General features: G+C 41.6%; 22 protein-coding genes. All 22 read right to left on the reverse strand.

The window, feature by feature from the left end; all coding sequences use genetic code 11:
• Positions 1-26: 26 nt before the first annotated feature.
• Positions 27-836: a phosphatidate cytidylyltransferase gene (gene cdsA, locus BGM23_RS13185; protein WP_003231924.1), complete on the reverse strand. Its 810-nt coding sequence runs from the start codon at positions 834-836 to the stop codon at positions 27-29.
• Positions 837-839: 3 nt separating this feature from the next.
• The gene (locus tag BGM23_RS13190; RefSeq protein ID WP_003231925.1) at positions 840-1,622 is read right to left on the reverse strand and encodes an undecaprenyl pyrophosphate synthase; all 783 of its coding nucleotides are present in this window, start codon (positions 1,620-1,622) and stop codon (positions 840-842) included.
• A 130-nt stretch (positions 1,623-1,752) separates the two neighbouring features.
• The gene (gene frr, locus BGM23_RS13195) at positions 1,753-2,310 is read right to left on the reverse strand and encodes a ribosome recycling factor (RefSeq protein ID WP_003231927.1); all 558 of its coding nucleotides are present in this window, start codon (positions 2,308-2,310) and stop codon (positions 1,753-1,755) included.
• A gap of 1 nt (position 2,311) precedes the next feature.
• Positions 2,312-3,034 (reverse strand): UMP kinase, encoded by a 723-nt coding sequence (pyrH, locus tag BGM23_RS13200; RefSeq protein ID WP_003220923.1) that lies wholly within the window; start codon positions 3,032-3,034, stop codon positions 2,312-2,314.
• A 145-nt stretch (positions 3,035-3,179) separates the two neighbouring features.
• On the reverse strand, positions 3,180-4,061 hold the full coding sequence (tsf, locus tag BGM23_RS13205) for a translation elongation factor Ts (RefSeq protein WP_003231929.1): 882 nt from the start codon (positions 4,059-4,061) through the stop codon (positions 3,180-3,182).
• 101 nt (positions 4,062-4,162) lie between these two features.
• Positions 4,163-4,903 carry a 30S ribosomal protein S2 gene (gene rpsB / locus BGM23_RS13210; protein ID WP_003220918.1) on the reverse strand — a complete coding sequence of 247 codons (741 nt, stop codon included), beginning with the start codon at positions 4,901-4,903 and terminating at the stop codon, positions 4,163-4,165.
• A gap of 143 nt (positions 4,904-5,046) precedes the next feature.
• Entirely contained in the window at positions 5,047-5,550 is a 504-nt protein-coding gene (swrB, locus tag BGM23_RS13215; RefSeq protein WP_015252089.1) for a swarming motility protein SwrB, read from the reverse strand.
• Positions 5,551-5,578: 28 nt separating this feature from the next.
• The gene (sigD, locus tag BGM23_RS13220; RefSeq protein ID WP_003220911.1) at positions 5,579-6,343 is read right to left on the reverse strand and encodes an RNA polymerase sigma-28 factor SigD; all 765 of its coding nucleotides are present in this window, start codon (positions 6,341-6,343) and stop codon (positions 5,579-5,581) included.
• A 22-nt stretch (positions 6,344-6,365) separates the two neighbouring features.
• A complete protein-coding gene (cheD, locus tag BGM23_RS13225; RefSeq protein WP_003244852.1) occupies positions 6,366-6,866 on the reverse strand; it encodes a chemoreceptor glutamine deamidase CheD in 501 nt (166 codons plus the stop codon).
• Positions 6,863-7,492: a CheY-P phosphatase CheC gene (cheC, locus tag BGM23_RS13230; RefSeq protein WP_003231935.1), complete on the reverse strand. Its 630-nt coding sequence runs from the start codon at positions 7,490-7,492 to the stop codon at positions 6,863-6,865. Before cheC ends, cheD begins: the two co-directional genes overlap by 4 nt.
• An 18-nt stretch (positions 7,493-7,510) precedes the next feature.
• Positions 7,511-7,981 (reverse strand): chemotaxis protein CheW, encoded by a 471-nt coding sequence (cheW, locus tag BGM23_RS13235; RefSeq protein ID WP_003231938.1) that lies wholly within the window; start codon positions 7,979-7,981, stop codon positions 7,511-7,513.
• A 21-nt stretch (positions 7,982-8,002) separates the two neighbouring features.
• Entirely contained in the window at positions 8,003-10,021 is a 2,019-nt protein-coding gene (gene cheA / locus BGM23_RS13240) for a chemotaxis protein CheA (RefSeq protein WP_014476817.1), read from the reverse strand.
• Between the two features lie 5 nt (positions 10,022-10,026).
• Positions 10,027-11,100 carry a protein-glutamate O-methylesterase CheB gene (gene cheB / locus BGM23_RS13245; protein ID WP_014476816.1) on the reverse strand — a complete coding sequence of 358 codons (1,074 nt, stop codon included), beginning with the start codon at positions 11,098-11,100 and terminating at the stop codon, positions 10,027-10,029.
• A gap of 1 nt (position 11,101) precedes the next feature.
• Positions 11,102-11,998 (reverse strand): flagellum location/number ATPase FlhG, encoded by an 897-nt coding sequence (gene flhG, locus BGM23_RS13250; protein WP_010886507.1) that lies wholly within the window; start codon positions 11,996-11,998, stop codon positions 11,102-11,104.
• A complete protein-coding gene (flhF, locus tag BGM23_RS13255) occupies positions 11,989-13,089 on the reverse strand; it encodes a flagellar biosynthesis GTPase FlhF (RefSeq protein WP_003231945.1) in 1,101 nt (366 codons plus the stop codon). Before flhF ends, flhG begins: the two co-directional genes overlap by 10 nt.
• Positions 13,089-15,122, reverse strand: coding sequence for a flagellar biosynthesis protein FlhA (gene flhA, locus BGM23_RS13260; RefSeq protein ID WP_003231947.1), 2,034 nt, complete (start codon positions 15,120-15,122; stop codon positions 13,089-13,091). The genes flhF and flhA overlap by 1 nt, the downstream gene beginning before the upstream one ends.
• A 32-nt stretch (positions 15,123-15,154) precedes the next feature.
• Positions 15,155-16,237, reverse strand: coding sequence for a flagellar biosynthesis protein FlhB (gene flhB / locus BGM23_RS13265; RefSeq protein ID WP_003231949.1), 1,083 nt, complete (start codon positions 16,235-16,237; stop codon positions 15,155-15,157).
• Positions 16,237-17,016 carry a flagellar biosynthetic protein FliR gene (fliR, locus tag BGM23_RS13270; RefSeq protein WP_003245510.1) on the reverse strand — a complete coding sequence of 260 codons (780 nt, stop codon included), beginning with the start codon at positions 17,014-17,016 and terminating at the stop codon, positions 16,237-16,239. Before fliR ends, flhB begins: the two co-directional genes overlap by 1 nt.
• Before the next feature lie 7 nt (positions 17,017-17,023).
• On the reverse strand, positions 17,024-17,293 hold the full coding sequence (fliQ, locus tag BGM23_RS13275) for a flagellar biosynthesis protein FliQ (protein WP_003220888.1): 270 nt from the start codon (positions 17,291-17,293) through the stop codon (positions 17,024-17,026).
• Between the two features lie 14 nt (positions 17,294-17,307).
• Positions 17,308-17,973, reverse strand: a complete 666-nt coding sequence (fliP, locus tag BGM23_RS13280; RefSeq protein ID WP_003245692.1) for a flagellar type III secretion system pore protein FliP — start codon at positions 17,971-17,973, stop codon at positions 17,308-17,310.
• Positions 17,966-18,625, reverse strand: a complete 660-nt coding sequence (gene fliZ / locus BGM23_RS13285; protein ID WP_014479789.1) for a flagella biosynthesis regulatory protein FliZ — start codon at positions 18,623-18,625, stop codon at positions 17,966-17,968. Before fliZ ends, fliP begins: the two co-directional genes overlap by 8 nt.
• A 14-nt stretch (positions 18,626-18,639) precedes the next feature.
• Entirely contained in the window at positions 18,640-19,002 is a 363-nt protein-coding gene (gene cheY, locus BGM23_RS13290; protein WP_014476812.1) for a chemotaxis protein CheY, read from the reverse strand.
• Between the last annotated feature and the right edge of the window lie 5 nt (positions 19,003-19,007).

Raw genomic sequence — 19,007 nt, forward strand, 5'->3', positions numbered from 1 at the left:
CAGTCTCATATTCATATTAGACTTTTTTATGAAAAAAGGGCAAGCAGAAAGTACAAGAAAGGCATGACAAACAAGAAACTGTCAAAACGGTCTAATATACCGCCATGCCCGGGAAGAATATTCCCAGAATCCTTTACATCGTAATGTCTTTTCAACGCGGATTCCACTAAATCTCCCAGTTGTCCAAAAACAGACAAAAACAGCGTGATCAACAGCAGATAGATATACGGGATCGGAAGTTGTGCAACAAGCTGAAAAATCGTCGCCAATACAAGTGCGATGACAATTCCGCCGGCAAACCCTTCCACTGTTTTATTCGGACTGATTTCAGGCCACAGTTTCCGCTTCCCAAGCGATTTACCGACAAAATAGGCACCGGAATCGGTGGACCAAATGACAACACACGCATAAAAAATGTATGTTAATCCGTATTGGTCAAGATTTCTGATTTCGATAAAATAATGAAAACACATTCCGATGTAAATTGCTGCAAGCGTAATAAACCCGACTTCATCAAAAGTAAAGGTGTTCTTGACCAACACTGTGTAAGTCAGCAATAGCAGTACCGCAAATAAAGCGATTTCCATTTTGGAAATTCCGTCCGCTTCAAAAAACGAATACTGGCTTGGCAATAAGAACATCCACAATAATAAAAGACCGATCAAACCCGGCAGTGAAACCAGCTTCAGCTTTTTCATCCGTAAAAGTTCAAAAAGCGCCACACTGCCCATAGCATAAATTAATATGGTGAACGGCAATTTCCCGACAATAACCAAAAATAAAAATACAATTGCTGCCAGAACACCTGTCAAAATTCTTTGTTTCATGTCCACCATCCTCTAAATTCCGCCAAACCTCCGGCCTCTCTGCTGAAACTCTCCTAACGCCTGCAAGAAGTGATCTTCTTTAAAGTCAGGCCACAAGACGTCAGTAAAGACAAATTCACTGTAGGCAACCTGCCATAGCATAAAATTACTCAGCCTTATCTCGCCGCTCGTTCGAATTAAAAGTTCAGGATCCTGCAAAGATTCAGTCATCAAATAAGTAGAAAAAAGCGATTCATCAATGTCTTCAATATTCAAAGAGCCTTCCTTCACTTTTTCCGCGAGTGATTTTGCAGCACTGACAATTTCAGTACGGCCTCCATAGTTAAGAGCAAAATTAAGGATCATTCCGTCGTTTTGCGCCGTGTCCTGTACAGCTTTTTCAATCGCACGTAATGTGTGCGCCGGCAAAGCCGTTTCATCCCCAATGATCCGAACCTGTACATTTTCCTCAACAAGCTCTGGAAGATACGTATTCAAAAATTCTTCCGGAAGCTTCATTAAAAAATCGACCTCCATTTTCGGTCTTTTCCAGTTTTCTGTTGAAAATGCATACAATGTCAGTACTTTGACACCTAATTCGTTTGCGAGCTTCGTGGTCCTTTTTACCACCTTCATCCCTTCATGGTGGCCTGCAATTCTGGGAAGAGAGCGTTTTTTAGCCCAACGGCCATTTCCATCCATGATAATGGCGATGTGTTCGGGAATTTCTCCCTTAAGTATGTCTTCTTTTGTATAACGTTCTAAGTTGGAAGCCGCAGTTTGCTGATTCTTCCAATTTTTGAGTATGTTGAGCATGAGATTCCTCCGTCACCCAAAAAGGTTACATTCCCTGCTGATAATCAATGTAATCAACAGTATTAACAAAAAAACCCCCTGTAAACATGAGAGGGTCTTTTCACTATTATCTATTGTACATAGTTTTTCATTAAACTTCCATGATTTCTTTTTCTTTGTCTTTTGTGACACTGTCAATTTTTGACACATATTCATCTGTCAGTTTTTGAACGTCTTCAGTGGAAGCACGCAGTTCATCCTCAGTAATGTCTCCGTTTTTCTCAAGTTTTTTGAGATCATCGTTAGCATCACGGCGAACGTTACGAACAGCTACTTTTGCTTCTTCAGCATATTTTTTTACAACTTTCACTAATTCTTTCCGTCTCTCTTCTGTTAGTGCCGGAATTGCAATTCGAATCATATTGCCGTCACTTGTTGGTGTAAGACCTAAATCAGCTTTTAAAATCGCTTTTTCGATATCGCCGATTGCTGTTTTATCGTATGGTGTGATAACGAGCATACGAGCTTCAGGCACGTTAATAGAAGACAACTGATTTAAAGGTGTCTGCGCTCCGTAATATTCAACCGTTACTTTATCTAATAATGATGGATTTGCACGGCCTGCGCGTACAGTAGCCAATTCGCGCTGATAAGCAGCAATTGCTTTTTCCATTTTTTCTTTTGTTTGAGTTAATACTTCTTTTGACACGTTATTTCCCCCTCACGATCGTTCCGATTGATTCACCGATAACGGCACGTTTGATATTTCCTTCTTCCATAATAGAAAAGACGATAAGCGGAATGTCATTGTCCATGCATAAAGAGGAAGCTGTTGAATCCATGACTTCCAGGCCGTCTTTAAGAACGTCAAGATAAGAAAGTGATTCATACTTAACAGCTGATTCATCTTTTCTAGGATCAGCATTATACACACCGTCAACGTTATTTTTAGCCATTAAAATAACGTCTGCCTCAATTTCAGCAGCCCGCAGTGCAGCTGTCGTATCAGTTGAGAAATATGGGTTTCCTGTGCCCGCAGCGAAAATAACGACACGTTTTTTCTCTAAGTGGCGTATCGCTTTTCTTCTTATGTACGGTTCAGCAACTTGTCTCATTTCAATGGATGTTTGCACTCTGGACTGGATTCCGAGTGTTTCCAAGCTGTCTTGAAGAGCAAGCGAATTCATTACTGTCGCCAGCATTCCCATATAGTCAGCAGTCGCGCGGTCCATGCCCAGGTCACTTCCTGTTTTTCCGCGCCATAAGTTGCCGCCGCCTACAACAACAGCCACTTCGACTTCAAGCTCAGCGATTTCCTTCACTTGCTTTGCAATGGATTGAATGACAGTCGGGTTAATTCCATTTCCCTGTTCTCCTGCCAATGCTTCCCCGCTAAGCTTTAATACGATACGTTTGTATTTTGGTTTTTCCATGATAACCTCCAAGTGTAAACATTGCCGTTTTCTATTATGCAAGAGAAAAAAAGGTTTGTAAATATAGTTTTAAAAATAGGGAACACAAAATGTGTCCCCTATACTGCCTGAAAAGACGCGACTTAGCCGCGAAATCTTTTCACCATTATTTTTTCACTTGGTTCATTACTTCTTCAGCAAAGTTTTCTTGACGTTTTTCGATGCCTTCTCCAACTTCATAGCGGACAAAAGTTTGAACAGTAGCGTTTTTCGCTGCAATAACTTGTTTCACTTTTTCATCTGGGTTTTTAACGAACGCTTGGTCTAATAGACAAATTTCTTCGAAGAATTTGTTCAGACGGCCTTCAACCATTTTCGCTACGATGTTTTCAGGTTTGCCTTCTTGGAGGGCTTGCTGAGTTAAGATTTGACGCTCATGATTTGTTTCTTCTTCAGATACTTGATCACGAGAAATGTAACGAGGGTTAACTGCAGCAACGTGCATTGCGATATCTTTCGCAGTTTCTTCATCAGTTGTACCGTTGAGAACAGTTAATACACCGATGCGGCCGCCCATGTGAAGGTACGCACCGAATGCAGAGCTGTCGTCTTTTGTAAGAACTGTAAAGCGGCGAAGAGTGATTTTCTCACCGATTTTAGCAACTGCGCTTGTGATGTACTCTTCAACAGTTGAGCCATTTTCCATTTTTTGGCCCATTGCTTCTTCAACATCAGCTGGCGTGTTTGCAAGAAGGTGGTCAGCTAAAGTGTTAAGAAGCTCTTTAAAACCTTCGTTTTTCGCAACGAAATCAGTTTCAGAGTTTACTTCTAGGATAACGCCTTTGTTGCCGTCAGTTTTAATAAGAGTAGAACCTTCTGCTGCGATACGGTCAGCTTTTTTCGCTGCTTTTGCAATTCCTTTTTCTCTTAAAAGGTCAATTGCTTTGTCCATATCTCCGTCAGTTTCAGTTAACGCTTTTTTACAATCCATCATGCCCGCGCCAGTTTTTTCACGCAGTTCTTTTACTTGCTGTGCAGTAATTGCCATTTGTATTCCTCCTTATATGTTTAAACAAGAGTATGTATATTACACATTTTTCTTGAAAAAAGGTGATAAAAGGCAGTCCCTCTTATCACCTTTTGAATAGGTTACGCAGTTGTTGTTTCTGTTTCTGGTGCAGTTTCTTCAGCAACTTCCGCTTCTTCTTCGCCTTGCTTCGCTTCTAAGATTGCATCTGCCATTTTAGAAGTTAGAAGTTTAACAGCGCGGATAGCGTCATCGTTCGCTGGGATAACAACATCGATTTCATCTGGATCACAGTTAGTATCTACGATACCGATGATAGGGATGTTTAATTTGCGAGCTTCCGCAACAGCGATGCGCTCTTTGCGAGGATCGATGATGAATAATGCATCAGGAAGATCCTTCATATCTTTAATTCCGCCTAGGAATTTTTCAAGACGCTCTAATTCTTTTTTCAATTGAACGACTTCTTTTTTAGGAAGTACATCAAACGTACCGTTTTCTTGCATTTTTTCAATGTCTTTAAGACGTTTAATACGTTTTTGGATTGTTTCAAAGTTTGTTAATGTACCGCCCAACCAGCGTTGGTTGACATAGTACATGCCAGAGCGTTGAGCTTCTTCTTTAACAGAATCTTGAGCTTGTTTTTTTGTTCCGACGAAAAGGATTTTTCCGCCTTCAGCAGCAAGATTTTTAGTGAAGTTGTAAGCTTCCTCTACTTTTTTGACTGTTTTTTGAAGGTCAATGATGTAGATTCCGTTACGCTCCGTGAAAATGTAACGCTTCATTTTGGGGTTCCAACGGCGTGTTTGGTGACCGAAGTGAACACCAGCTTCAAGCAATTGCTTCATAGAAATGACTGACATGTTATTTCCTCCTAATATAATGGTTTTTTTCCTCCGCTTAGGTCATTTTTGTGCAGAACTGCCGCCTGCAGCACCCTCTGCATAAATCGTTAAGCGTGTGTATTTAACACCAAGACATAATATAACACAGCTTTATCCGACAATCAAGAATCCTTTACACCTTTGGAGCGAAATTTTAAAAATAGCTCGATTTCTGTCTTTCCGCTCTTCATTTTCTGGGCAATTTGACTTGCCGAATATCCCTGTTCATATAATTCTATGACCTGGTCTTCAAATGATTGGACCTCACTGTTTACGATCTCTTCCCGACGGTCAACCTCTGTAATCAGACCTTCAATATGTTCAGGAAGATTCTCTGCCTCTTGAACTGGATCCCGCTCTTGATATGTTTCAGAGTGCTGAAGGCCTGGCTTTTGGGATTCTTCATCTGATTGACTTGCAGATGAAGCTTTATTTTCTATCAGTTTCTCATTTTCTTCTTTTAATTCAAGCAGAAATGCCGCCAAGGTGTTTTCCGTCTCTTCAAGTATCTGTTTTTGCTGTTTTTCTGTTTCTTTCACTGCAGCGAGCCTCGTATACAGGATAATGACAGCGTACAGAAGAACGCCGTGGAGCGTAAAGCTTAAAAGCCATAATAGTGTTGACATGTTTTTCACTCGCTAACCATGAAATTCATTATTGTATCACTTTTTCCAGCAGATTCTTTAATTTAAATAATGCCTTTGAATGGATCTGAGATATGCGGGACGTAGAAAGATTTAATACTTGTCCGATTTCTGTCAGTGTCAACTCCTCTTTGTAGAACAAACTCACAACCAGCTGTTCTTTTTCAGAGAGTTCGTGAATTTTTTCCGCAAGCTGTGCAATCAGTTCATCCTTCATAATCTTTTCTTCAGGCGGAACATTTTTGTCATCTCTGATCATGACTTGAATGTTTTCCCCATCATCTTGATCATGGAGCTTTTCATCAATTGACAGCAGATTTGCAAAAAAACCTTCATTCATTGTTGACACGACATCCTGTACCGTCATTCCGAGTTCCTCTGCAATTTCCGCGGGCGATACATTCCGAAGATACCGCTGTTCAAGCTTTTCAATTGCTGCTTCAACCTTTTTTGTTTTTTCGCGCGAGGTTCTGGGCAGCCAATCTTCTTTACGAAGCCCGTCTATGATTGCGCCGCGAATTCTAAACGAGGCGTAGGTATCAAATTTTAAGTCCCGGCTGGGGTCAAATTTTTCAAGGGCATCATATAAACCAAGCATACCAAGGCTCATAAGATCGTCTTTATGCACTGATTTCGGCAGTCCGACAGAAATTCTGCCTACATGATATGTGACAAGCGGCATGTAACGGCGCATTAAGTCGTCACCGGCTTTAGGATCTTTCCACTCTTTCCAGCGCGTCCAAAGCACCTGATCTTCATAATTCAAGGATTGCATTGTTATCCCCCTAATACCTTAATTAAATCGTTTTTTCACCTTGTTTAACAGTTCGAATATGCAGCATGCAGGACTTCGGTTCAAATTCTATCGTCCGGCCGCTTGAGCCGCCCGTATCTTCACTAATAATAGGAATATTAAATAAAGACAGCTGTTCTTTTATCGCTAATACATTTCTCGGTCCGATCTTCATCAAATCATTTGTCGATTTAAATTTAAACATCTCTGATCCGCCGGCCAGCTTTGCTTTTAATGCAAATTTCCGGCATCCCGCTTCTATCAGCATATCAATCGTGGTCTGTACGGCGGTGTCAGCGTACTTAGCCCGGTTGAGCTCGGCAGTTTTCGATAACGTCGAATCCGGAAGCATGACATGAACAAGACCCGCCGTTTGCTTTTCTTTATCATAAAGCACCAGCCCCACACATGAGCCCAAACCAGAGGTCCGGATGGTATCCGGGAAGCGGGCGATCTTCACGTCAGCAATCCCAACCTTTATAACAACAGCCTCAGTTGTACTCATAATGATGCACCTAAGGCGACAAAGAGCTTTTCAAATGAATCATAGTCCGGCAGCATAAACATATGCGCTTTCAGCTCCTGCTGATGGCTTTGGTCAAAAATTGACGTGTCGACAACAATGGCGTGTTCTCCAACCTGACTGAGCTCCATCAGCCCTTCGCTGATCACTGCTCCGAACATGTCCAAAGAGACTTCAGGAACACTTGGATAGAGCTGGAGTTTCGTCAAATCCGCCAAAGCTGTTAAATATGACCCCGCTAAAATATTGCCCAGTTCATGCAAAGCGGATGAGCTCATGTGGTCTTCACCTAAGTCCTCTATGTCAAAATCGGGGTTTCCAATCAGCTCTCTGATAAACTGCTCCGCCTGAAAAAAAGGCATTATAAAGAACATTGAACCCGTTAAATCGCCTTCCATTCTTAAAAAGATGCTGGCAACCGGGACATCGGCGCCGCCGAAAAAATCAACAAGCTCATCAAAAGACAGCAGCTTTGCAAATGGGACTTCCATATCTATCTTTCTATTTAACAGCTGGGCCATTGCAGAGGCGGAGTGGCCGGCGCCTATATTGCCGACTTCCCGCAAAATGTCCATCTGCTCTTCTTTGATTCCATTAAAAATACTCATGTCATAACCCCTTTAAGATTAAGCTTGATCGGGCACAGCGGACTGAGATGATTCTTTATCCAAAACCGCGTTCGCATCAATAATATTTAAGAGTCTGTTCTCTTGTTTCACAATCTGTTCGATCGACACATCCGTATCTTTCTGAACGCCTTCTGGAGCAGATTCTATTTCACTTTCGTGTACGGTAATCACATCATTCGCTTCATCCACAATCCAGCCGACTTCAATATCACGATAAGCAATAATGATAATTCGTGTTTCATCTGTAATTTCATACTCTGGCAAATTCAGGCGTTTTCTTAAATCAATAACCGGAGTCACCACCCCGCGTAAATTGATTACCCCGCAAATATATGGTTCGACGCCAGGTACCCTCGTTGGCTTTTGCCATTTTTCAATTGATTTCACCTGAGTGACGGAAATGGCATATTCTTTGCCATTTACCATAAAGACTATCATTTTTTCGCCTGTTTTAATTTCTGCAGTCATGTGAGACACCTCCTCGAATGGTTAAATAATCAGTGCATTACAATCAATAATGAGCGCTACTTCTCCGTCTCCTAAAATAGTAGCTCCGGAAATTGCAAAGACGTTTGTTAAATAATCTCCGAGTGATTTCAGCACAACTTCCTGCTGGCCAATAAAGGAGTCCACCACAAATGCAGTAGGTTTGTCGCCTTTTTTCACGACAATGATATGGAGCTGTTCCGCATCTTTTCTTGTATCTTCTATTTTAAACTCTTCTTTTAAATAAACGACAGGGACAATATGCCCTCTAAAGTCAATCACTTCACGGTCATGCGTTTGCAAAATGTCTTTTCTGTCAATAACTGCTGTCTCAATGATTGAAGAAATCGGAATGGCAAATGTCTCTTCTTCCAACTTAATCAGCAGAACTGAAATAATAGACAAGGTAAGCGGCAGCTGGATGCTGAATAGAGAGCCTTGACCCTCGGCTGATTTCACACTGACTGAACCGCCAAGAGACTCCAGTTTGTTTTTTACAACGTCAAGTCCTACACCGCGGCCGGAAATATCAGAAATTTGGTCAGCAGTTGAGAACCCCGGAGCAAAAATCAATTCGTAAATTTGGTTGTCTTCTAAGGTTTCAGCTTCTTTTTCCGTTATGACCCCGCGCTCAAGCGCTTTTTCCAGAATTTTTTTTCGATTAAGGCCTGCGCCGTCATCCTCTACTTCGATAAAGACATGGTTGCCGCTGTGATAAGCTTTAAGCACAACTTTTCCTGATTCCGGTTTTCCCTTTTGCAAACGTGTTTCCGGCGCCTCGATACCATGGTCAATACTGTTTCTGATCAAGTGAACGAGTGGATCTCCGATTTCATCAATTACTGTACGATCCAGTTCAGTTTCCGCACCGATGATCGAGAGTTCAATTTTTTTATTCAGCTCTTTCTGAAGCTGGCGAATCATTCTCGGGAATCTGTTAAAAACAGTTTCAACCGGGACCATTCTCATATTCAGAATAATCGATTGCAAATCTCCGGAAATTCTCGTCATTCGTTCAACCGTTTCAGTCAGTTCATTATGCTCAAGCTCTTTCGCAATCTGCTCGAGACGCCCGCGGTCAATGACAAGCTCTTCAAATAAGTTCATTAAAGAATCAAGCCTGTCAATGTTGACACGAATTGTTTTAGATCCGCCGGCTGAATGCTTCGCCTGTTCATCGTTTTTAGCAGGCTGTTTTTGTTTCTCCTGCTTCGCAGGTACAGCTGCTGCTGGTGAATCTTCTTGCTTAGATTCTTCAGGCTTTTCAGCTGATGTTAAAGGAGCCCCTTGAATGACTTCAACATGCTCAATTTCCGACACGCCATTGATTAATTGTTCAATGTCTTCCGCTGATTGATGTGTTAAGAAACAAACTTGAAAGTCAGTTCCAAAATCTTCTGTTTCAAGCACTTCAGCACTTGGAATTGTTTTGGCTACTTCTCCGACTTCATTTAGTTTTTCAAACACCATATAGACACGAACTGCTTTTAACATACAGTTTTCGTTCAGAGAAATCTTGATTTCATATCGTTTGAAGCCTTGCTCCTCCGCTTCTTGTATAACTGTGCGTTCAAATTCATCATATTCCCAATCAGATGCTGAACTCTGTGCTTCTGCAGGTTCAGCGGAGGCAGCGGATTCAGCGTGCGCACCATTCACATCAAGCTTGGCACTCACTTCTGAGATATCTCTTTTACCATCCCCGCCATCAATAATAGACTGAACCATTGCTTCCAGGTGATCCAGAGCTTCAAACAAAATATCCAGCCAGTCTGAGGTGACTTCCATGTCTCCGTTTCGGATTGCATCCAGCACGTTTTCAAGCAGATGGGTAAGATGTGCTAAATCCGTGTAGCCCATCGTTGCGCTCATTCCTTTTAATGTATGGGCAGCCCTGAATATATCATGTACGAGCTGAAGATCAGTCGGGTCTTTCTCTAAAAGAAGAAGCTTTTCATTACATGTTTGTAAATGTTCTTTACTCTCATCAATAAAGACATCTAAATACTGATTCATATCCATTTGAATCACACCCTCTCTTTTTTCACACAGCTTGTGATGGATGCTGCGATATCTTCCACATGTTTAATCTCATGAATGAGACCCGCTTTAACAGCAGCTTTTGGCATCCCGTATACGACACAAGATTCTTCAGACTCCGCAATGGCTTTCACATTGCCGGCTGTTAGCATGTCCTTTAGCCCAGCAGTGCCGTCACTGCCCATGCCGGTCATGATAACCGCTACTTTTTCATAATCTGTCAGTTTCCCGACAGAACGGAATAAATAATCAGCAGATGGTTTATGACGGCTTGGTGTGTCATGGTTATCAAGCACAATCTGGAGTCCTTCGCTGTTTTTAATAACGGATATGTTTTTTCCGCCCGGTGCTATGTAAACACAGCCGTTAAGAGCTGCTTCACCATCTTTTGCTTCTTTTACCTGAATGTCAGATAAATGATTCAGCCGATCAGCCAAAGAAGCAGTAAACCCTTCAGGCATGTGCTGTACGACAACCACTGGTGCGTTCAAATCCTTAGGGAGCTTCGGTATCACCTTTTGTAACGCCCGTGGACCGCCTGTTGATGTGCCGATACACACAATTTGTCTGCCCGTGCCAGGTTTCGGTTTGCTTAATTCAGGCTTAACGACAGCACGCACAATAGGTTCGGGCCGAACTGTCTGGGAAACAGGACGTTTCCGCTTGCCGGAAAGTCCTGCCGCGACGACACGCTCAACTAGTTGTTCTTTAATTTTGTATAGATCCAGAGATATTGAGCCTGATGGCTTTGTGATAAAGTCAAAGGCACCGATCTCCAAACAATTAATTGTGCATTCTTTACCTTTCTCGGTCTGGCTAGACACCATAATGACCGGCAAGTTATAAATCTCAATAATTTTGCGGAGCGTATCTGTCCCATTCATGACCGGCATTTCAACATCAAGAGTAATAACATCCGGTTTTAATAATTCAATCTTCTTAAGCGCTTCTTCTCCGTTTCTCGCAGTTCCGATTACTTCTATCTGCTTTTCTTCGGTCAGAAAATCACTTATCATTTTTCTCATAAAAGCTGAATCATCAACTACAAGCACACGAATCAAATTAAGCCCTCCTCATTAAAAAAGAAGATAATTTCTCAATAAATGTCTGTTTGTCTTCTTTGTGTCTCGTTTCTTCTCTTTCAAACAAGGCGTCCGCTAAAATACGGACTGACCGGCTGGCTTTTGCCTGAGGGCTTTTTATGAAAAAAGGAACCTGTTCGACAACCGCTTTGCTCACGATCACATCGTCAGAAACGGAACCGGCAAACTGAACCTGAACATCCAAAAACATATGAATTGTACGGGAGAGGCGGGCAAAAGCGTCAAGCCCTTCCTTTTGGTCACGGCACCGATTGACAGCCACCTTCATTGAAAGCTTATTTTCTGTCAAAACCAAGTGCTTGACAGCGCTGTATGCGTCCATAATGGCCGTCGGCTCGGGAGTTGTAATAATCAAAATATCTTCTGCTGATAAAATAAAAGGCAGTTGATCTTTTGATAAGCCTGCTCCCATGTCAAACAGCACATAATCGAACTGGCTTAATGCATGAGAAAGTTCATTGGCAAAAAACGTCCATTTTCTCTGATCGAGCTGAAACATCACATCAAGACCGGTTCCCCCTGATATATACCGCAAACCCTTTGGGCCAACGGATAATGACTGCAGCAAAGGCTTACGATCGGTTAAAACATCGATTATCGTGGCAGACGATGAATTTCCTATTAATATATCAATGTTCCCCATCCCGATATCAAGGTCGATGAGCAGCACCTTCTTACCTTTATCCTGCAGCGCAAGTGCCATATTTAAGGTAATATTGGATTTTCCGACACCGCCCTTGCCGCTGATGACAGCAAGTGTCTTCGCTTTTTGTGAATAAACCATTGGCAGAACGCGCTCACGTTTTTCCATTTTCGCCCGTAAAGTTGCTGCTTGGTCATATCTGTTCATCTGCACAGCATCCTCACAAAACCAAGTGGAGATACAGTCTGTATATCCTCAGGCACATTCTGGCCGTTAGTCATAAACCCGACACCTATTTTTGATTCTGCCAGTATATTAAATACAGAACCTAAGGAAGTCGTTTCATCTATTTTCGTAAAAATATACTGATTGACAGGGACGGATGAAAACCGTTTGACAATATGCTTCATATCTTCATATTTTGCAGTCGCGGATAAAACAAGAAATGACTGAATGCTGCTCTCAAAAGGAATCGTTTCTTTCAGTTCATCAATGTATTGCGGGTCTTTGAAGTTTCTTCCAGCTGTATCAACAAACACATGATCATACTCAGAAAATAGCTCCTTCGCCTGCTGAAATTCTTCTTTTGTATAGCAAACTTCCAGAGGAGCCTGCAGCAGTTCAGCGTATGTTTTCAACTGTTCAACAGCTGCAATACGATACGTATCTGTTGTAATAAAAGCGATTTTTTTATGTTTTTCAAGCATAGATATGGCTGCGAGTTTAGCCAGTGTAGTTGTTTTACCAGCCCCTGTTGAACCAAAGAGAACGATATATTTTGAATGAATTGGCTCCTGCCACTTGTCTGCTGAGGGCAGCATATCGCATAGTATTTCCTGAAGTTTGCCGACAACATTTTCTTCAGTCAAGCCGCCTGCTTCAACAGAGAAGCGAAGCAATTTTTTCAGAGTGTTCGTTTTCGTAGACTCTTTGATCCCTGTTTCTTGCAAAAGCTTTTCTGCTTTTCGCAGCGGCTCAGGAAGTACAGATTGATATGCTGAAAAATCACCTAGCTCCTGTTGCGCCGGAATTTGAGGGGGATATGTTCTCTCCTCTATTTTTGGACTGCTGACCGGAGTTTTTAATGTTTGTTTCGGTTCAGCTGCCTTCTGAGGCGTTTTTTTCTCAAGAAAGTCCTGATCCAATACGGCGATTACTTCAACAGCAGGCTTGTTGACGAGGCCAAACCATTTTCGCTTTTTAATTTTTTTCGAATTTAATATGACCGCTTCATTACCTAACTCTTTTCTGATGAGAAGTGCCGCTTCTTGCATTGAAGCAGCAGTAAATTTTTTTATTTTCATTAAATATCCACCACTCCAATGCTTTGTACCTCAACATTCGCCTCAAGTTCGTTATAAGAGAGTACCGGAAGATCAGGGAAGTACCGTTCCAGAAGCTGCTTCACATACATTCTGACAGGCGGCGAGCAAAGAAGAATCGCGGTTTCCTGACGTAATGAGAGCTGTTCAGCTTCTTTGGCGACAGAGCGCACTATACTTTCTGAAATATCTGGTTCAAGTGATAAATAGTTCCCGTGTTCCGTCTGCTGCACACCGTCTGCTATTGCTTTTTCTACACGGCCGGAACAAGTAACAACCTTCAACACTTCATTTTCTTTGGCAAACTGGGCTGTAATTTGTTTAGCAAGCGCTTGTCTTGTATACTCTGTCAAAAGATCAGAATCTGTTGTTAATTTCCCATAGTCAGCAAGTGTTTCAAAAATCGTTACTAAGTTTCGAATTGAAACTTTTTCTTTTAAAAGCTTAGCAAGCACTTTCTGAATATCACCGACAGACAATGGATTCGGCGTAACCTCTTCAACCAGGACTGGATACGATTCTTTCAAGTGATCGATCAGCTGTTTTGTCTCCTGCCTTCCGATCAATTCGTGGGCATGCTGCTTAATTTTCTCCGTAATATGCGTTGAAACGACTGATGCAGGATCAACTACTGTATAACCAAGCATGTCGGCTTCATCCTTTACCGCTTCGCTAATCCATTTAGCCGGCAGCCCGAATGAAGGCTCCACTGTTTCAATCCCTTCAATGAGATCGTCCTCAGGAGTAGGCGACATCGCTAAATAATGATCAAGCAACAACTCGCCTTTTGCTACTTCGTTTCCTTTAATTTTCAATCGGTATTCATTAGGCTGCAACGCTATATTATCTCTGATTCGCACGACAGGAATGACAAGCCCGAGTTCCAAAGCCAACTGACGGCGTATCATAACAATTCGGTCTAATAAATCACCGCCTTGATTGGCATCAGCAAGCGGTATCAGGCCATATCCAAACTCAAATTCTATCGGATCTATATGCAGAAGCTGAACAACACTTTCAGGGCTTTTAAGCTCGTCCACCTCAGCCTCTTCCTCAAGAATCTCATCCACTTCTTCTTTTTCCTTACCTGATTTAGATAGTGTATATGCGCCAAAAGCAAGCAATCCCGCAAGCGGCCCCGTCAGAAGGATGCCGATCGGAGTGAAAATACCTAAAAGCATGATCGTAGCTGCTGCGACGTATAAAAGCTTTGGATACGCAAACAGCTGGCCTGTAATGTCATGCCCTAAGTTTCCTTCAGAGGCAGCTCTTGTGACCACAATACCCGTAGCCGTAGAAATTAACAGTGCCGGGATTTGCGAAACAATTCCATCCCCTACAGTCAGCATCGTAAAGTGTGAAGCAGCCTCTTGAATGGACATGCCCTGCTGAAGCATCCCGATCACGATTCCGAAAATAATATTGATCATCACAATGATGATTCCGGCAATGGCGTCACCTTTTACAAATTTACTGGCACCGTCCATTGCTCCATAAAAGTCTGCTTCTCTTGCCACTTTTTCGCGGCGATGCTTCGCTTCCTGTTCGGTAATCATCCCTGCGTTTAAATCAGCATCAATACTCATCTGCTTCCCAGGCATTGCGTCCAGCGTAAACCTTGCTGCAACCTCGGAAACACGTTCAGCACCTTTTGTAATGACGATAAACTGAATAATAATAAGGATGATAAATACAACGAGTCCAACTAATACATTTCCGCCGACAACGAAATTTCCGAAAGTCTCGACGACTTTACCTCCTTCACCGTGTGAAAGAATTGAACGGGTAGTTGAGACGTTCAAGCCCAAACGAAATAGGGTCAAAAGCAGCAACAGTGACGGAAAAATCGAAAACTGAAGCGCTTCCTGCATATTCATTGTGGTGAGAAGCACGATCAACGCAAGAGAAATATTAATAATGATCAAAATACTTAACAGCCATGGAGGAAATGGAATCACCAGCATCGCCACAATGAGGACAACACTTATTAAAACGGATAAATCTCTTGTTGACATGCTGTTTTTTCTCTCCTTTTAAATCGAAAAATTCAATATACTTTTTGTTTTGTTTTATATACGTAAGCCAGAATTTCTGCTAAAACTTTAAAAAATTCTTCCGGCACTGCCTGGTCAATTTCCACCTGATCATATAACGCACGGGCAAGCGGTCTGTTTTCTACCATCATGACATCATGCTCTTTAGCAATTTTCCTGATTTTTAACGCAAGGTGGTCGACGCCTTTTGCAACAATATAAGGTGCGTCCATTTTTTCTTCATCATATTTCAAAGCAATCGCATAGTGAGTCGGGTTTGTGATAATGACATCTGCTTTTGGAACTTCCTGCATCATCCGCCTCATCGCCATTTCCCGCTGTCTTTGTTTAATTTTAGACTTAATAATCGGGTCACCTTCAGATTTTTTGTACTCGTCTTTTATATCTTGTTTTGACATTTTGATATTTTTCTCATAATCAAATCTCTGATATAAATAGTCAAGACCAGCAAGAATCAACAATGCACCTGCACCGCTTAGTCCCATCCACAAAGTGAGTTTTGAAACGAAAGAAAGTGCCTCTTCGGGTGTCAGGAGAGGAAGCCGGAGAATTTCTCCATAATGCAGCCAAAGCACAGCAAAAGCCGCAAAACCAACGACTACGATTTTCAAAATTGATTTAATCAGCTCTACAATCGCCCTCATACTGTATATTCGTTTAAAGCCTTTGATCGGATCCAGTTTTTCAAGCTTAGGCTGTATCACTTCAGCAGAAAATAAGAACCCAACCTGCATATAGTTGCTTACGACTCCTGCAACAAGAGCAACAAGCAAGATCGGTGCGAGTATCATGCCCATATCCTTTAATAAGCTGACAAACAATGTATGCACATTTGATTCTGAGAGCTTCATTGTGAGCGATTCGGTATAAAATGTTTCTATGAATGACAGCAGCCTGTCTCTCATATACGGACCAATTGCAATAAGCGAAAGGAATATTACCAGTAAAGAAACGGCAGTATTGACATCCGAGCTTTTGGCTACCTGCCCCTTTTTTCGCGTATCCTTCCGTTTTTTCGGAGTGGCTTTTTCTGTCTTCTCTCCCGCAAAAAACTGCAGGTCAACTCTAAGCTTCATTAAGAAACACCGACCAATGCTAAAAGATTCCGCATCGTTTCAATCGTTAAGCTGAAAACATTCCGGACAACGACGAAGATAACGGACATACATACAATGAGCATGATGAAACTGACAGCGATCTTTAAAGGCAGACCGACCACAAATACATTTAACTGCGGAACAGTTCGAGCCACGATACCTAATGCTAAATCAACTAGAAACAAGCTGGCCACAACCGGAGCTGACATTTGAAAAGCGATAATAAACATTGCATTAAAGCTTTTCGCAATAAAATAGGCAAACTTTTCATCGCCGAAATTCGGAAATGCCTGATCAACTGAAATATACTGAAAGCTGTAGTAAATACCATCCAGCAACAAATGGTGGGCATTGACACTCAGCATAAACAAAAGTGCCATGGTATAGATAAACTGGCCAATCAACGGACTTTGTGCACCGGTTTGCGGATCAATAACGTTTGCTATTGAAAATCCCATTTGAAAATCAATAAACGAGCCGGCAATCTGCACTGCGGCAATCATCATATAAGCAATTAAACCCAGACATAGGCCGACCAAAGCTTCTTTAAACGCCAAAAGCATATAGTGCTCATCTATCTCCAAAGAGGGCGGTTTATCAATGGTGCTGAAACAAATGACCGCAAGAAAAAAAGCAAAACCTATGCGATGAACAGCTGGCACATTTCGATGTCCAAATAACGGAATCGTTACAAAAAAAGCAGAGATTCTAATAAAAACCAATAAAAAAGCAGGAAATAAGTCAATAATTGAATTCATCTCTACATTACCCTGCAAAACGATTTAAATTAGAAAACAGCTCTGTTGTAAATGAAAGAATCGTCGACAGCATCCACGGACCAAAAAAAATGAGAGCCAGGAGAACCGCCACGATTTTCGGAATAAACGCCAAAGTCTGTTCCTGGATTTGAGTTGTCGCCTGAAATATGCTGACAATTAAACCGACCAGTAAAGCAATAGCCAATAATGGCCCGCTGATCATCAGCGTTACGTATACGGCTTTTTCCGCCATAGAAATTACAAATTCTGAACTCACGTTTAGCACCTACCCTAAAAGCTCTGAAGCAAAGATTTCACAATTAAATACCAGCCGTCTACCAAAACAAAAAGTAATATTTTAAAGGGCAGAGAAATCATAACTGGAGGCAGCATCATCATTCCCATTGACATCAAGACGCTCGCCACTACCATATCTATAATTAAAAAAGGGATAAAAATCATAAAACCTATTTGAAATGCTGTTTTAAGCTCCGATATGGCAAAAGCCGGAACCATTGTTGTTAACGGAATATCCTTTAATGATTCAGGTTTATCCATTTTCGCGTAATTCATAAACAGCGCCAGATCCTTCTGCCTTGTGTGTTTACTCATAAATTCTTTAATCGGTTCCTCAGCTTTCGTATACGCTTCATCCAAGCTGATTTTGTTGTCCATTAATGGGGTCAGCGCTTCTTTATTAATTTCTGAAAAAGTAGGAGCCATAATAAAAAATGTTAAAAACAGCGCAAGCCCGATTAGAACCTGGTTTGGGGGCATAGATTGCGTCGCAAGTGAAGTTCTGACAAATGACAGAACAATGACGATGCGAGTAAAACAAGTCATAAGAATCAATATTCCAGGCGCCACTGAAAATACAGTTAACAATAATAGTAATTTAACAGTCGAACTTACGTTTTCCGGATCGCTTGAACTGAAAATATTTATAAACTCATTCATGATGACGTGGGCCTTTCTTCTTTCCTTCAGAACGGTTTTGTTTTAACTCTTCAAGTTGCTCTTTTAATGCTTTTGAAAATGAAGGCAGTTTTTGCTGCGGCTGATGTTCAGAACTCTTAAGCGGCTTCACAAACTTTTGCCACTCTATTTTGCTTGACATTGCCTCTTCATGCTGACTGAGAATGACTTCAATCTCTTTTTCATCCTCAATTTCTTTCAGCAGCTGGATCGTCTCTCCTACACCGACGACGAGCACACTTTTCCCGACCTTGATCAATTGTATGGATCTGTTCTGGCCGACCGATGTGCCGCCAATATTTTCAACATATTGAAAAGGCTTTAAGAGCCGATTTCTTTTGTTCATGAGCTTAACCAGCCCGTAAATCAGCGCGATAACAAACAGTAAAGCGAAAATCATCTTTACAAAATCAAAAGCTGAGACAGAAGGAGCAGCCGCTCCCTCCGTCTCATCAGCAGTTTTTGTTGTTTTTTCTTTCTTTTGCTCTGATTGATCTGCAGTTTTTTCATCTTTCTTTTGAAACCATTCGTTTACAGTTGAATTATCAGAGTCTGCCGCGGCAGCAGCAATCGGATGTACACTGAATAAAACGAAAAAACAAATAAAAACAATAAAATATTGACTCTTTTTCAACAGTCGTACACCCTTTAACTTAATGTTTTGTTGATTGCTTCAAGCACACGGTCAGCCTGGAAAGGTTTCACAATGAAATCCTTAGCGCCAGCCTGAATGGCATCAATAACCATTGATTGCTGTCCCATAGCAGAACACATGATGATTCTTGCCTGCGCATCAATTTGTTTAATTTCTTTTAATGCTGTAATACCATCCATTTCTGGCATCGTGATATCCATAGTAACAAGGTCAGGTGAATGCTCTTTATATTTCTCTACCGCTTGTGCTCCATTTTCAGCTTCCGCCACAACTTCAAAACCATTTTTAACCAAAATATCTTTAATCATCATTCGCATAAATGCTGCGTCATCTACAATTAAAATTCTATGTGCCATAATCT

The organism is Bacillus sp. FJAT-14266, assembly GCF_001719225.1.
In the GTDB taxonomy this organism is placed as follows: domain Bacteria; phylum Bacillota; class Bacilli; order Bacillales; family Bacillaceae; genus Bacillus; species Bacillus subtilis.